General features: G+C 74.2%; 13 protein-coding genes. 6 read left to right on the top strand and 7 right to left on the bottom strand.

Annotated elements, in window-relative coordinates; genetic code table 11:
* Nucleotides 1-40: 40 nt before the first annotated feature.
* The 3 genes from BKA22_RS12445 to BKA22_RS12455 all read right to left on the bottom strand — a co-directional run bounded on the left by BKA22_RS12445 (nt 41) and on the right by BKA22_RS12455 (nt 3,038).
* Entirely contained in the window at nt 41-919 is an 879-nt protein-coding gene (locus BKA22_RS12445) for a siderophore-interacting protein (protein WP_179561768.1), read from the bottom strand.
* A gap of 248 nt (nt 920-1,167) precedes the next feature.
* Complete coding sequence (locus BKA22_RS12450) at nt 1,168-2,037, bottom strand: ABC transporter permease subunit (protein ID WP_146953885.1); 870 nt, start codon at nt 2,035-2,037, stop codon at nt 1,168-1,170.
* Nucleotides 2,034-3,038, bottom strand: a complete 1,005-nt coding sequence (locus tag BKA22_RS12455; protein WP_146953884.1) for an ABC transporter ATP-binding protein — start codon at nt 3,036-3,038, stop codon at nt 2,034-2,036. Before BKA22_RS12455 ends, BKA22_RS12450 begins: the two co-directional genes overlap by 4 nt.
* 240 nt (nt 3,039-3,278) lie before the next feature.
* On the opposite strand from BKA22_RS12455, the gene BKA22_RS12460 reads away from it, so the two are divergent.
* On the top strand, nt 3,279-4,106 hold the full coding sequence (locus BKA22_RS12460; protein WP_146953883.1) for a Bax inhibitor-1/YccA family protein: 828 nt from the start codon (nt 3,279-3,281) through the stop codon (nt 4,104-4,106).
* Between the two features lie 61 nt (nt 4,107-4,167).
* On the opposite strand, the gene BKA22_RS12465 is transcribed toward BKA22_RS12460, so the two are convergent.
* Nucleotides 4,168-5,643 carry a phytoene desaturase family protein gene (locus tag BKA22_RS12465; RefSeq protein WP_146953882.1) on the bottom strand — a complete coding sequence of 492 codons (1,476 nt, stop codon included), beginning with the start codon at nt 5,641-5,643 and terminating at the stop codon, nt 4,168-4,170.
* Nucleotides 5,644-5,746: 103 nt separating this feature from the next.
* Here BKA22_RS12465 and BKA22_RS12470 point away from each other — a divergent pair, with 103 nt between their 5' ends.
* A complete protein-coding gene (locus BKA22_RS12470) occupies nt 5,747-7,153 on the top strand; it encodes a cystathionine beta-synthase (protein WP_146953881.1) in 1,407 nt (468 codons plus the stop codon).
* A gap of 24 nt (nt 7,154-7,177) precedes the next feature.
* On the opposite strand, the gene BKA22_RS12475 is transcribed toward BKA22_RS12470, so the two are convergent.
* Nucleotides 7,178-7,756 carry a TetR-like C-terminal domain-containing protein gene (locus BKA22_RS12475; protein WP_179561769.1) on the bottom strand — a complete coding sequence of 193 codons (579 nt, stop codon included), beginning with the start codon at nt 7,754-7,756 and terminating at the stop codon, nt 7,178-7,180.
* Complete coding sequence (locus BKA22_RS12480; protein WP_146953880.1) at nt 7,749-8,708, bottom strand: alpha/beta fold hydrolase; 960 nt, start codon at nt 8,706-8,708, stop codon at nt 7,749-7,751. The genes BKA22_RS12475 and BKA22_RS12480 overlap by 8 nt, the downstream gene beginning before the upstream one ends.
* A gap of 147 nt (nt 8,709-8,855) precedes the next feature.
* Between BKA22_RS12480 and BKA22_RS12485 the strand changes: the two genes are divergently transcribed.
* The gene (locus BKA22_RS12485; RefSeq protein WP_146953879.1) at nt 8,856-9,263 is read left to right on the top strand and encodes an FKBP-type peptidyl-prolyl cis-trans isomerase; all 408 of its coding nucleotides are present in this window, start codon (nt 8,856-8,858) and stop codon (nt 9,261-9,263) included.
* A gap of 76 nt (nt 9,264-9,339) precedes the next feature.
* Here BKA22_RS12485 and msrA read toward each other — a convergent pair whose 3' ends face one another.
* On the bottom strand, nt 9,340-10,002 hold the full coding sequence (msrA, locus tag BKA22_RS12490) for a peptide-methionine (S)-S-oxide reductase MsrA (protein ID WP_146953878.1): 663 nt from the start codon (nt 10,000-10,002) through the stop codon (nt 9,340-9,342).
* 166 nt (nt 10,003-10,168) lie between these two features.
* Here msrA and BKA22_RS12495 point away from each other — a divergent pair, with 166 nt between their 5' ends.
* From BKA22_RS12495 to ilvA, 3 genes are read left to right on the top strand one after another with little or no spacing between them, the layout of a single operon-like run.
* Entirely contained in the window at nt 10,169-11,401 is a 1,233-nt protein-coding gene (locus BKA22_RS12495; protein ID WP_223203664.1) for a cystathionine gamma-synthase, read from the top strand.
* A complete protein-coding gene (locus BKA22_RS12500) occupies nt 11,398-12,729 on the top strand; it encodes an AI-2E family transporter (RefSeq protein ID WP_371863667.1) in 1,332 nt (443 codons plus the stop codon). Before BKA22_RS12495 ends, BKA22_RS12500 begins: the two co-directional genes overlap by 4 nt.
* Nucleotides 12,726-13,925, top strand: a complete 1,200-nt coding sequence (gene ilvA, locus BKA22_RS12505; RefSeq protein WP_146953877.1) for a threonine ammonia-lyase — start codon at nt 12,726-12,728, stop codon at nt 13,923-13,925. Before BKA22_RS12500 ends, ilvA begins: the two co-directional genes overlap by 4 nt.
* The last annotated feature ends 65 nt before the right edge of the window (nt 13,926-13,990 follow it).

The raw sequence follows: 13,990 nt of genomic DNA on the forward strand, positions 1-13,990 counted from the left end.
GCGCGAGGTCGGCCCGTTCGCCCGTTCGCCCGCTCGCTCGTCAGGCGAGCCCGGCCGCCTGCTCCTGCTCCTCGATCGTGGCGAGCCAGGCGCGCTTGCCCGCGCGCCAGCCCTCGTCGTCCGCGCCGAGCCGCCAGTAGCCGGACACCGACAGGTGCTCGCGCTGCACGCCCTGCACCGTGCGCAGGTGCGCGCGCAGGGTGCGCACGGCCCCGGCCTCGCCGTGCAGGAACGCGCCGACCGGTCCGGGCAGCGGCGGCAGCGCCTCGACGGCCGCGACGAGCGCACGTCCGGGTGTGTGGTCCTGCTCGTGCACCCAGCGGACGTCGATCCCGGCCGGGGCGGTCAGCGGCAGCTCGTCCTCCGGGCCGGGCACCTCCAGCACGACCGTCCCGACGGCGTCTTCCGGGAGCCGTTCGAGTGCCACGGCGACCGCCGGCAGCGCGCTCGCGTCGCCGATCAGCAGGTGCGAGGCGACCGTCGGGTCCGGCGACCAGGCGCCGCCCGGACCGACGAGCCACACGGTGTCGCCGACGGCCGCGCGCGCCGCCCACGGCCCGGCGACACCTTCGTCACCGTGCACGACCATGTCCAGGGCGAGCTCTCCGGCCGCGGGGTCGAACGCCCGCACGGTGTAGCTGCGCTGGCGCGGCTGGTCGTGCGGCGGGAGCCCGGCGCGCACGGCGTCGAGGTCGAGCCGCCCGTCGGGGCGCAGCGCCGGCGCGTGAGCGGCGGCCTCCGGCAGGAACACGAGCTTGACGTAGGAGTCGGCGTGCGGCGACGCGACGAAGCCCGCCAGCCCGGGCCCTCCGAGCACGACGCGCACGAACGCCGGTGAGATCCGCTCGGCGCGGACGACCTCGGCCCGCAGCGGGGCCGGGCGGGGACGGCCGGGCGCGCGGGTGGGGGAGTCGGTCACAGCTGCACCTCCGGGCCGGGGACGAGATCGGCGGCACGTCGCGACGAGCGCCGACCGCGGAGCCTACGTCGGGCGGCTGTGCGGCCGTCAGACCAGCAGCGTCTCGCGGGGCGGCTCACCTGCCCGGGTCCGGGCGCAGCGAAGGCGGTCGCCCGGACCCCCTCCGGCCCTGGCGACCGCCTTCAGCGCCCCTCACGGGGCTGTCGCGTCGGGGCGGGCCCTCGCGAGGCCACCCCGACAGCGAGTCCTTACGCGTCCCGCGTGCGCAGCCGGATCGCGGCGGCGGTGAGCAGGACGACGACCCAGCCGACGAGCACGCCGTAGCTCGCCCAGACCCCCAGGTCGAGCCCACGCGTGTTCATGTCGTTGGCCATCTCGATCATCGACGACGAGTAGGTGACCTTGATGCCGCTGCTGTAGGGCAGGAACGGCGTGACGTACTGCAGCGGCTGCCACGGGATGAGTGCGACCGCGTTCTCGACCACGAGGAGCAGTCCGAACACCGTGGCGAGCGCGGCGGCGGAGTGCCGCAGCAGGGCGCCGATCGCGAACGCGAAGAGGGCGATCGTGGTGAGGAACAGGGCCGTGCCGAACAGCATGCGCTGCGTCTCGGCGTCCCCGAGGTCGAAGGTCGCCGCGGATCCGCTGAACAGTGCGCTGGTGATACCCGCCCCGATGGCCACGAGGACGACCGTGACGACGAACGTGACCGCGCCGAGCACGGCGGCCTTCGCCCAGAGCACCGGCAGGCGCTTGGGTGCCGCGGACAGGCTCGAGCGGATCATGCCGGTCGTGTACTCGCCGGTGATGATGAGGACCCCGAGCACCACCACGGCCAGGGACGACGTCTGGGTCGCGGCCATCAGGGGGACGAACGGGATCTGCGCGGCGTCGGAACCGACCTCGGCGGCACCGAGCGAGCGCATGGCGAGCCCGACGAGCGTGACCAGGCCGAGGAAGACGACGGCCGTCGACGCCAGCGTCCAGAAGGTCGAGCGCAGGGTCCAGAACTTGATCCACTCGGCCTTCAGCAGGTGCGGGAAGGTCACCCGCGTGCGGATCGGCGCGGCGGCGACGACGGCGTGCGAGCCGGTCGCCGGGGCGGTGGTGGTGCTCATCGGGCGGACTCCTCGACGGTCGTCGGGACGGGGGTGTCGGCGGGGGCCGGGGGTGCCGGGGGTGCAGCGGCGGGGGCGCTGTGCGCGCCTGCCGTGGGCACGCCCGAGTGGTACTCGACCTCGCCGGCCGTCAGGTTCATGTAGGCCTCCTCGAGCGAGCCGGTGACCGGCGTGAGCTCGTGGAGCACGAGGCGCGCGGCGGCGGCGAGCTCGCCGACGGCCTCCGCGTTGGGGCCGGTGACCTCGAGCAGACCAGGCTCCAGCGACGAGACGAGCGCGCCGTTGCCCGTGAGCAGCTCGGCGAGCTCGGTGGCGCGCGGGCTGCGCACGCGCACGGTGCTCGTGGTCGCCCGGGCGACGACCTCGGAGACGGGTGCGTCGGCGATGATCCGGCCGCGGCCGATGACCAGCAGGTGGTCGGCGGTCAGGGCCATCTCGCTCATGAGGTGCGAGGACAGGAACACCGTGCGGCCCTCGGAGGCGAGGTAGCGCACGAGGTTGCGGACCCACAGCACGCCCTCGGGGTCGAGCCCGTTGACCGGCTCGTCGAGCAGCAGCGTGCGCGGGTCGCCGAGCAGGGCGGCGGCGATGCCCAGGCGCTGGCCCATGCCGAGCGAGAAGCCGCCGACGCGCTTGCCGGCGACGGTCTGCAGGCCGGTCATCTCGATGACCTCGTCGACACGCTTGGTGCCGATGCCGTGCGTGGCGGCCATGGCGCGCAGGTGGTTGCGGGCGCTGCGGCCGGTGTGCACGGCCTTCGCGTCGAGCAGGGCGCCGACCTCGGTCAGCGGGGAGCGGTGCTCGGCGTAGGGGCGGCCGTTGACGATCACGGAGCCCGCGCTCGGGCGGTCGAGCCCGACGACCATGCGCATGGTGGTCGACTTGCCGGCGCCGTTCGGGCCGAGGAACCCGGTCACCTTGCCGGGCTGCACCGTGAAGCTGATGCCGTCGACGGCGGTCTTGGCGCCGTACCTCTTGGTCAGGCCGTGGGCCTCGATCATCGCGCGTGTCCTCTGGTCAGTGGGGTTGCATCCTCGACGGTACGGGAGCGTGACCACCCGCGGGATCGTCCCCGAGGTGGATCCGGTCCGCGCGGGCCTCTCCACCGGAAGGCGGACCCGACCCTGAACGATCCCTGGAACGTTGCGGAAGTCGCTGACGTTGGACAGCATGGCAGGAATCGTCTGCCGTCCGTCCGGCACTGCCCCACACCGGCCGAACCCGACCGACCAGGAGCACGCATGAGCAATCCCGTCTTCGACAACAGTCCCGTCTTCGGCGACCCCCGCAAGAAGAAGCGCACCGCGGGCGCCCCGGGTGGCGCGACCATGACGGCCGGCACCGCCGGCGCGCAGGTCGCGGACGCGGCGACGCTGAACGCCCTCTACGACTCGCCGGCCGCGACCACGCGCGAGACCGGTCGCCTCACGTACGACGACGTCATCGTCAAGACCGCCGGGCTGCTCGCGCTGCTGGTCGTGACGGGTGCCGCGACCTGGGTGCTCGCTCCCGGGCTGTGGATCGTCGGCGCGATCGTCGGGCTGGTGCTCGGCCTGGTCAACGCCTTCCGGCGCAGCCCGAGCCCGGTGCTCATCACGCTGTACACGGCGGCGCAGGGTGTGTTCCTCGGCGGCATCAGCGCGTTCTACGAGTCGCAGTGGGACGGCATCGTCGGGCAGGCCGTGCTGGCGACGCTGAGCGTGTTCGCCGTCTCGCTCGTGCTGTTCCGCTCGGGCAAGGTCCGGGTCACCCCGAAGTTCCAGCGGGCCGTGCTCGTGGCGATGGTCGGCTACGTCGTGTACTCGCTGGTCAACGTCGTCCTGATGATCTTCGGGGTCGGCGGTGGCGACTTCGGTCCCCTGCGTTCCGGGCCGCTCGGCATCGTCGTCGGCCTCGTGGCCGTCGGTCTGGCCGCGGCAAGCCTGATCATGGACTTCGACTCCATCAAGCGCGGTGTCGACCTGGGTGTGCCCGCCAAGATGGCGTGGTCGGCGGCCTTCGGCCTCATCGTCACGCTCGTGTGGCTGTACCTCGAGCTGCTGCGGCTGCTCGCGATCCTTCGGCAGTGACCCGGGCGGGGCTCGCCCCGCACCGGCAGTCCATCGCTCGGCGAGGCCCTCGGCCCGCACCTCAGGGTGCCAGGCCGGGGGCCTCGCGCACGTCGAAGACCTCGCGCAGCAGCCGGTGCGCTGCGAACCAGCCGGACATCCCGTGCACGCCCGGGCCCGGCGGGGTCGAGGCCGAGCACAGGTAGGTGCCCTCGATGCCGACCGCGTACGGGTCCCAGCGGGCTGTCGGCCGCGCGAACATCTGCCGCATCGTCGTCGCCCCGGCGGCGATGTCGCCGCCCACCAGGTTCCGGTTGTGCTCGGCCATGCGGGACGCCGGGACGCACCGTGCGGCCACGACCACGTCACGGAAGCCCGGCGCGAAGCGCTCGATCTGCGCGATCACCGCCTCGGTGACGTCGACGTCGGAGCCGTGCGGCACGTGCGCGTAGGCCCACAACGGTCGCAGGCCGCCCACCTGCCGGTCGGGGTCGACCACCGACGGGTCGCTCAGCAGCACCATCGGGTGCGCCGCATGGGTCCCCGCGGCGACCGCCGCCTCTGCCTCGGCGACCTGCGCCCGGGTCCCGCCCACGTGCACGGTGCCGGCCAGGCCGACGTCAGGGACGGCCCAGGGCACGGGTCCGGAGAGCACGAGGTCGACCTTCGCGGCACCCGCGCCGTACCGGAACCGCTGCAGCGCCCGCCGTGACCGGGTGGGCAGCCGGTCCCCGAGCACCTCGACCAGGGTGCGTGGGGTCGTGTCGAACAGGTAGCCGCGCGCGGGCGGCAGCTGTGCGGCCGAGGTCACCGCGTGATCGGTCACGACGAGCCCGCCGTGCGCCCGCAGGTCCGCCAGCAGTGCCGCGACGATCGCACCCGAACCCCCACGGGCGATCGGCCACCCGAGCCCGGAGTGCGCGAGCGCCGTGAGCAGCAGCGCCGTACCCGCCGCGGCCATCGAGGGCAGGGGTGTGATCGCGTGCGCGGAGACGCCGGCCAGGAGCGCCGGTGCGACCTCGCCGCGGAACCGACGCGACGCGCCGCGGCTGCCGTGCTCGACCATGCCCAGGCCGAACCGCGCGGCTGTCGGCACGCCGCGCGGCAGCAGCCCGGGCGGCACGCTGCGCTTGTCGCCGAGCGCCACCCGGACGACGTCGGCGGGCCGGTGCGTGAGGGGTCCGACCAGGGCACGCCAGGCCGCACCGTCCGCGCCGAGCGCGTCGACCGTGCGGTCCAGGTCCCGGTAGGCGAGCCCGGCCCGGCCGTCGGGCAGCGGGTGGGCGAAGGACACCTCCGGGCTGAGCAGCTCCACGCCTCGGGCCCGCAGGTCGAACGCGTGGAAGAACGGCGATGCCCACGCCATCGGGTGCACCGCCGAGCACACGTCGTGCACGAGCCCGTCGGCCAGCCCCAGGTCGAGGGTGCGTGCGCCCCCGCCGACGGTCGCCTCGGCCTCCAGGACGACGACCGACAGCCCGGCCCGCGCGCACGTCACGGCCGCGGCCAGCCCGTTCGGCCCGGAGCCGACCACGACCACGTCCGCCGGTGTGCCCATCGCGCACCCCCTCGTCGTCCGGCCGCCTTCCGTCACCGTACGCCGAGGGTGAGAAGATCGACCGTCGTCCCCCTTCGCCACCAGTGCACCGGAGCCCGTCACCGTGAAGTACGCGAACCACATCTCCGAGCTGGTCGGCGGCACCCCGCTGGTCCGGCTCAACGCCGTCACCCAGGGGCTGTCGGCCACGATCCTGGCCAAGGTCGAGTACGTGAACCCGGGCGGCTCGGTCAAGGACCGGATCGCCCTCAAGATGATCGAGGCGGCCGAGGCCAGCGGTGAGCTGCAGCCCGGCGGCACGATCGTGGAGCCGACGAGCGGCAACACCGGTGTCGGCCTCGCGCTCGTCGCGCAGCGCAAGGGGTACCGCTGCGTGTTCGTCTGCCCGGACAAGGTCAGCCAGGACAAGCGCGACGTGCTGCGCGCGTACGGGGCCGAGGTCGTCGTGACCCCCACGGCCGTGCCGCCCGAGCACCCGGACTCCTACTACTCGGTGTCCGACCGGCTGGCCGCCGAGATCCCCGGCGCCTGGAAGCCGAACCAGTACGTCAACCCGAACGGTCCGGCCAGCCACTACGAGTCGACCGGCCCGGAGATCTGGGCGGACACCGACGGGCGGGTCACGCACCTGGTCGCCGGCGTCGGCACGGGCGGCACGATCACCGGCACGGGCCGGTTCCTCAAGGACGTCTCGGCCGACCGGGCAGCGGCTGACGGCGGCCGTGTCGTGATCGTCGGCGCCGACCCGCTCGGCTCGGTGTACTCCGGCGGGGACGGGCGCCCGTACCTGGTCGAGGGCGTCGGGGAGGACTTCTGGCCGGCCGCCTACGACCCGAGCGTGCCCGACGAGATCATCGCGGTCTCGGACGCCGACTCGTTCGCGATGACCCGTCGGCTCGCCCGCGAGGAGGGCCTGCTGGTCGGGGGTTCCTGCGGCATGGCGGTTGAGGCCGCGCTGCGCTACGCACGTGACCTGCAGGAACGTGACCCCGACGCGGCCGCGCGGGCCGTGGTCGTGGTGATCCTCCCGGACTCCGGGCGCGGGTACCTGTCGAAGATCTTCAACGACTCGTGGATGCGCTCGTACGGGTTCCTCGCCGCCGACGAGGGCGCGACGGTCGCCGACGTGCTGCGCACCAAGACGGGCGCGCTTCCCGACCTGGTGCACACCCACCCGACCGAGTCCGTGCGCGACGCGATCGAGATCCTGCACGAGTACGGCGTCTCGCAGATGCCGGTCGTCGGTGCCGAGCCGCCGCTGAAGATCGGGGAGGTCGCCGGGTCGGTGAGCGAGCGTGAGCTGCTCGACGCGGTGTTCTCCGGAGCGGCCGAGCTGTCCGACCGGGTGGACAAGCACATGGCCGCACCGCTGCCGCTGATCGGGTCGGGGGAGTCGGTCACGTCCGCCAAGGACGCGTTGCAGAAGGCGGACGCGCTCATGGTCGTCGACGACGGGCAGCCGATCGGCGTCCTGACCCGGCACGACCTGCTCGGGTACCTGACCCGCTGACCGCCCGCCCGGGCTCCGTGCCTGTCAGCGTCCGCCGAGGGCACCGACGAGACCGTCGACGAGGTACCCGAAGCTGATCTCGACGTCCTCGGGCATGCCGAACCCGCCGTCGAGCTCGAGGACGACGAAGCCGTGCACGGCGGCCCGGACGGCCCGGACGGCGTCCACGTGCCGCTCGTCGGGGATGCCGAGCTCGCCGACGACGCGTTCGACGACCGCCAGGGTGCGTGCCGCCGCCGCGTGCACCTCGACGGCCTGCGGGTCCGTGACCCACGCGCCGGTCTGGGTCGCCTGGTAGCGGCCAGGGAACGTCCGGGCGTGGGCGCGCAGGGCGTGCGCGGTCGCCCGCAGCGCGTCCGTCCCGTGCAGGTCCGCGCACGCGTCGTCGAGCACCGCGGTGAGCTGGTCGACGCACGCGACGGCGACGGCCCGGCGCAGGCCGGGCAGTCCGTCGACGTGCTTGTAGAGGCTCGGCACGGCGACCCCGGCCCGGGCGGCGACGGCCGACAGCGACAGGTCGGCCCAGCCGGTCGGGCCGCCCGCGTCGACCACGTCGAGCCCGAGGGCGACCACGGCGGCCGGGGTGAGCCCGGCCCTAGGCACCGGCGCCGCGCTCGGGCCGGTCGGTCGTGTCGGGCCCGGGGCGGGCCGAGGGCGGCTCTGCGGGCGCCGTGACGGCGAACCCACCGTCCGCCCGGCGGGGGAGCCTCGCGAGGAACGTGAGCGTGCGCGGCACGACGACGTCCGGGCGCTGGTGCTGCGGGTAGTGCGCCGCGTCGGGCACGGCCACGACCTCGGCCCCGAGCGTCTCCTCGATCCAGGCGCGCTCGGCCGGCACGTCGGCGAAGTCGGGGTCGTGGTCGCCGACGAACGCGATCGCCGGCGCGTGCACCTCGGCGAGCCGGGCCGCGACGGGCGCGTGCGTCAGCTGCACGGCCAGGTCGCGGAACGAGCGCAGCCGCCCTGGTTCTCGCAGGCTGGCGTGCACGTCCGCGAGGTGCTCCTCGAGCCAGGGGCCACGGGTGCCCTTGGTGAGCGGGCCCCCGTAGTAGCGGGTCCACGCCCGGGCACCCCACGGGCGCGCGAAGAGCAGCCGGGTGGCGGCGCGCATGGCGGCGGCCGCGACGGCCGGCATCGGCCGGTCGCGCAGCACGGGTCCGACGAGCACGAGGCCGGCGACGAGGTCGGGGCGCTCGGCGGCGGCCCAGGCTGCGGCGGCGGCGCCCATCGAGCTGCCGACCAGCACGACGGGGGCTCCGCCGAGGGTCTCGACGAGGGCGAGCAGGTCGCCCCCGGTGGCGAGGTCGCCGTGCGTGGCGAACGTCGTGCCGGAGTCGCCGTGGCCGCGCAGGTCTGTCCGCACGACGCGGTGACCTGCGGTGACGAGCGGGTCGACGAGGTCGCGCCAGGTGCTGCGCAGGTCGCCCATGCCGGGGACGAGCACGAGGGTGGGTCCGTCGTCGGGGCCTTCGCTCGTCCAGGCGATGCGACCCTCGGGCCGGTCGAGGAACCGGAGGGTCGGGGCCTTCGTGGGGCTGTGCGGGTCGGTGGGCATGACCCAAAGCTAAGACCATTAGCCAACGCCGTCAAGGGTCGGCCCGACCGCGCGCCCTTCGCGTGCGTCGGCAGGGCAGTGCAGGATGGACCGGTGCCCACCCCCGGGAGGGGCACCGGACAGATCCGCGAACACAAGGAGCACCCCATGACCGCAGCACTGCCCGAGGCCACAGGTTCCTTCGGCCAGAAGCCGACCCTGAGCTTCCCGCAGACGCCTGCCCCCGCCGAGCTCGAGGTCGTCGTGCTCAGCCGTGGCGACGGCCCCCTCGTCGAGGCCGGCGACGACCTCGAGGTCCACTACCTCGGCCAGGCGTGGGGCGGGAGCGTCTTCGACAACTCCTACGACCGCGGCTCCTCGATCAGCTTCCCGATCGGCGTCGGCGCCGTCATCGGCGGCTGGGACGAGGGCCTCGTCGGCCAGCAGGTCGGCTCGCGCGTGCTGCTGTCGATCCCCTCGCACCTGGGCTACGGCGACCGCGGCGTCCCGCAGGCCGGCATTCGCGGCGGCGACACGCTCGTCTTCGTCGTCGACATCGTCGGCACCAGCAACTGACGCACCCCGCGCACGACGAGGCCCGCCGCCCCCTCGGGGACGGCGGGCCTCGTCGCGCTCCGGTGCGCCCCGCGGCTCAGGCAGGAGCCGGGCAGGCGACGCCGGTCGAGTGCACCGGGCAGTAGCCCGCAGGGTTCTTCTGCAGGTACTGCTGGTGGTACCCCTCGGCGTAGTAGAACGGCCCGGCGTCCTGCGCCGAGCGGATCTCCGTGGTGATCTCGCCGAACCCGTTGCGCGCCAGCTGCGGGGCGAACGCCTCACGCGTCGCCCGTGCGGCCGCCTCCTGCTCCGGGGTCGTGAAGAAGATCGCCGAGCGGTACTGCGTGCCCACGTCGTTGCCCTGCCGGAACCCCTGCGTGGGGTCGTGCAGCTCCCAGAAGCGGCGCAGCAGCGCCTCGTGCGTCAGCACCGCGGGGTCGTAGGCCACGAGCACCGTCTCGGTGTGGCCGGTCATGCCCGTGCAGGTCTCCTCGTACGTGGGGTACGGCGTGAAGCCGCCCTGGTAGCCGGCAGCGGTCGTGACGACGCCGGGCGTCTGCCACAGCTCCTTCTCGGCGCCCCAGAAGCAGCCCATCGCCAGGTGGAGCACCGCGGTGCCCTCGGGCCAGGGGCCCTGCAGCGGGGTGCCGAGCACCGTGTGGGTGGTGGGGACGGGGTAGGCGTACGCGTCCCGTCCGACGAGCGCGCGCTCGGGGTCGACCATCGACGAGCGCAACGCGGAACCGAAGAGCCAGGCCATCGGTCTGCTCCTTCCTGGCGGGTGGACCGCCGGTCCGAGGGGTGTGCCGGTCGGCGACGCACCGCTGCGCGCCTTCCCGGCCCCGGCGTGTGCAACGGCACCCGTCCCGGACCTGTTCCCGGCGTCGTCCTCACCTGTCCGCGCAGGCGGACCTAGGCTGGTGCCCGTGAGCACACCCGAGCACGCCACCACGCACGACCTGACGTCCGCGGGCTTCTCGACCCGCGCCATCCATGCAGGTCAGGACCCCGATGCGACCACCGGTGCGGTGGTCCCGCCGATCTACCAGGTCTCGACCTACAAGCAGGACGGCGTCGGCGGCCTGCGCAACGGCTACGAGTACTCGCGCTCGGGCAACCCGACGCGCACCGCGCTCGAGGAGGCGCTCGCGGCCGTCGAGGGCGGTGCGGCGGGCTTTGCGTTCGCCTCCGGCCTGGCCGCCGAGGACACCCTGCTGCGCGCCGTGCTGCGCCCCGGTGACCACGTCGTCGTCCCCGACGACGCCTACGGCGGCACGTACCGGCTCATCGCGCGCGTGTTCGGGCCGTGGGGTGTCGACCACACGCCTGCCGACCTGTCCGACCCCGACGCGGTGCTCGCCGCGATCGAGCCCGGTCGGACCAAGCTCGTCTGGGTCGAGACGCCGACGAACCCGCTGCTCGGCATCGCCGACATCGCCGTGCTCGCCGCGCACGCACGCTCGGCCGGGGCGCTGCTCGTCGTCGACAACACGTTCGCCACGCCCTACCTGCAGCAGCCGCTCGCGCTCGGTGCGGACGTCGTCGTGCACTCGACGACCAAGTACATCGGAGGGCACTCCGACGTGGTCGGCGGGGCCGTGGTCGTCGCCGACGGTGCGCAGCTGCCCGTCGGGCTGACCGGGCCGACCGGCACGACGTCCGTCGCCGACGCCGTCGGGTACCACCAGAACGCCTCGGGTGCGGTCGCCGGCCCCTTCGACTCGTGGCTGACGCTGCGCGGGCTGAAGACCCTGGCCGTGCGGATGGACCGGCACACCGCGAACGCGCAGGCCGTCGCCGCGCACCTCGCCGCGCACCCGGCCGTCACCGAGGTCATCTACCCGGGTCTGGAGAGCCACCCCGGTCACGAGGTCGCCGCACGTCAGATGCGCGGCTTCGGCGGCATGGTCTCCTTCCGCACCGGTTCCGAGGAGTCGGCCGTCGCCGTGTGCGGGGCCACCCGGGTGTTCACGCTCGCGGAGTCGCTCGGCGGCGTGGAGTCCCTCATCGAGCACCCCGCGCGCATGACCCACGGGTCGGTCGCCGGCACCGCGCTCGAGGTGCCCGCCGACCTGGTGCGGGTCTCGGTCGGCATCGAGGACCTCGAGGACCTGCTGGCCGACCTCGACCAGGCCCTCGCCGCCGGACGCGACGCGTGAGCGGCGGGCCCGACTCCCCGCAGATCACGCAGCCCGACGAGCAGGGCGCACCCGACGAGCACGGTGCACCCGACGAGCAGGGTGCGCTCGCGGCACTCCCGCCCGCGACGCACGCCGTACCCGAGGGGGTGCGCTCGGCCGCGTCGTGGTCCTGGCGGCTGCTGCTCGTCGGCGCCCTCGTGGCCGTCGGGCTGTGGGTCGTCATGCAGCTCAAGGTCATCGTCGTGCCCGTGCTGGTCGCACTGCTGCTCACGGTGCTGCTCGCCCCCCTCGTCGGTGTGCTGCACCGGCGGGCCCGCTGGCCGCGGGCGCTCGCGGCGGGCGTCTCGGTCGTGGCGATGCTGCTGGTCGTCGCCGGGCTGCTCACCCTCGCCGGGCGGTCGATCGCCGGCGGCTTCGGAGACCTGTGGGACGAGGCGTCCGAGGGCGTCGACACCGTCATCACGTGGCTGTCCGAGGGCCCGCTGCAGCTGACCGACGCCGACCTGACCGGCTACCTCGACAAGGCCCAGTCCGCGCTCGGGTCCTCCGCGTCGGGGGTCGTCTCCGGGGCGCTGTCGGTGACCTCGACCGTGGGTCACGTCGTCGCGGGCACGCTGATCGCGCTGTTCTGCACGTTCTTCTTCCTGCTCGACGGCCGCACCATCTGGGCCTGGGTCGTCGGTCTGCTGCCGCGGCACTCGCGCGAGCGCGTGCACCAGGCCGGGCGGCGCGGTCTCGTCACGCTCGGTGCCTACGCGCGCACGCAGATCCTCGTGGCTGCCGTCGACGCGATCGGCATCGGCCTGGGCGCCGCGATCCTGCAGGTCCCGCTCGCGCTGCCACTGGCGATCCTGGTGTTCCTCGGCTCGTTCGTGCCGATCGTCGGGGCCATCGTCACGGGGGCCGTCGCCGTGCTCGTCGCGCTCGTCGCGCAGGGCCCGGGCGCCGCGCTGGCCATGCTCATCATCGTGCTCGCCGTGCAGCAGCTCGAGGGTCACGTGCTGCAGCCGTTCCTGATGGGCCACGCGGTCTCGCTGCACCCGGTCGCGGTCCTGCTCGCCGTGACCGCCGGGTCGTTCCTCGCCGGGATCGTCGGGGCGCTGTTCGCGGTGCCCATCGCGGCGGTGCTCAACACGGTGGTGCTCTACCTGCACGGGCACGACAAGTTCCCGCAGCTCGGGACGGACGACCACGTGTCGTTGCGCCCGAGCGGGCGCGTCGCGGTCCGGCGCTCGATCGTGGGGATGGAGGCGCTCATCGACCCCGAACCCGGTCCGGGTGACGATCCCGGTCCGGAGCACGGACCGGGGCCCGGCCCGCGCGCCGACGGGAGCACCCCGGCATGAGCGCACCCCTGGACATCCGCGGTGCGGCCCGGCTGCTCGACGGCGTCGCGCACCGCACGCCGATCGAGCACAGCGAGGCGCTCGCCCGCCTGATCGGCGCCGACGTGTGGTTCAAGTGCGAGAACCTGCAGCGCGGCGGCTCGTTCAAGCTGCGCGGCGCGTACGTCCGCATGGCCCGGCTGAGCCCGCAGGAGCAGGCCCGGGGCGTGGTCGCGGCGAGCGCGGGCAACCACGCGCAGGGGGTGGCGCTCGCCGCCCGGCTGCTCGGCATCGAGGCGGTCGTCTTCATGCCCGTCGACGCCGCGCTGCCGAAGCTGGCGGCGACCCGCGAGTACGGCGCGCGGGTCGAGCTGGTCGGCCGCACGGTCGACGAGGCGCTGGTCGCCGCACGCGCGCACGCCGAGCGCACCGGTGCCGTGCTCATCCACCCGTTCGACCACGAGGACGTCGTGGCCGGTCAGGGCACCATCGCCCTGGAGATCCTCGAGCAGGTGCCGGACGTCGCGACGATCGTCGTGCCGATCGGCGGGGGAGGCCTGGCGGCCGGTGTGGTCGCCGCCGTCGAGCAGGTCCGTCCCGACGTGCGGGTGATCGGCGTCCAGGCGGCGGGCGCGTCCGCCTACCCGGCGTCGCTGGCCGCCGGGCACCCGGTGCCGTTCGAGCACATGCGGACCATGGCTGACGGCATCGCAGTCGGCACGCCGGGCACGGTCCCGTTCGGCATCCTCGCCGCGCACGGCACCCCGGTCCGCACGGTGTCCGAGGAAGACCTGTCGCGGGCGCTGCTGTTCGTCGCCGAACGGGCCAAGCTGCTCGTCGAACCCTCGGGCGCGGCGTCGGTCGCCGCGCTGATGGCCGCACCGGGCGAGTTCACCGGACCGGTCGTCGCGATCCTCTCGGGCGGGAACATCGACCCGATCGTGCTCATGCGGGTCGTGCGGCACGGTCTGGCGTCCGCCGGGCGCTACCTGCAGCTGCGGGTGCGGATCGACGACACCCCGGGCGCCCTCGCGGCGCTGCTGCGCGACCTGGCGGACACCGGCGGCAACGTCATGCACGTCTCGCACGTGCGGACCGGCATCGACCTGGCGCTCGACGAGGTCGCGATCGAGGTGCAGGTCGAGACGAAGGGACCCGAGCACTGCTCCCAGGTGCTCACGTGCCTGCGCGAGGCGGGCTACCGTCTCGCCGAGTGAGGTGGACCCGCCGCCGACCGGTCAGGGTGCACGGCGGCCAGGCGGACGACGAAGGCCCGGTTCCC

It is taken from the genome of Cellulomonas soli, from assembly GCF_013409305.1.
Lineage (GTDB): Bacteria > Actinomycetota > Actinomycetes > Actinomycetales > Cellulomonadaceae > Cellulomonas > Cellulomonas soli.

Bases quoted from the DNA above. Each gene is read 5' to 3' on its own strand.
- BKA22_RS12480 (WP_146953880.1), bottom strand. From the start codon at position 8,708: ATGCCCACCGACCCGCACAGCCCCACGAAGGCCCCGACCCTCCGGTTC.
- BKA22_RS12455 (WP_146953884.1), bottom strand. From the start codon at position 3,038: ATGATCGAGGCCCACGGCCTGACCAAGAGGTACGGCGCCAAGACCGCC.
- BKA22_RS12485 (WP_146953879.1), top strand. From the start codon at position 8,856: ATGACCGCAGCACTGCCCGAGGCCACAGGTTCCTTCGGCCAGAAGCCG.
- BKA22_RS12460 (WP_146953883.1), top strand. From the start codon at position 3,279: ATGAGCAATCCCGTCTTCGACAACAGTCCCGTCTTCGGCGACCCCCGC.
- ilvA (WP_146953877.1), top strand. From the start codon at position 12,726: ATGAGCGCACCCCTGGACATCCGCGGTGCGGCCCGGCTGCTCGACGGC.
- msrA (WP_146953878.1), bottom strand. From the start codon at position 10,002: ATGGCCTGGCTCTTCGGTTCCGCGTTGCGCTCGTCGATGGTCGACCCC.
- BKA22_RS12450 (WP_146953885.1), bottom strand. From the start codon at position 2,037: ATGAGCACCACCACCGCCCCGGCGACCGGCTCGCACGCCGTCGTCGCC.
- BKA22_RS12465 (WP_146953882.1), bottom strand. From the start codon at position 5,643: ATGGGCACACCGGCGGACGTGGTCGTGGTCGGCTCCGGGCCGAACGGG.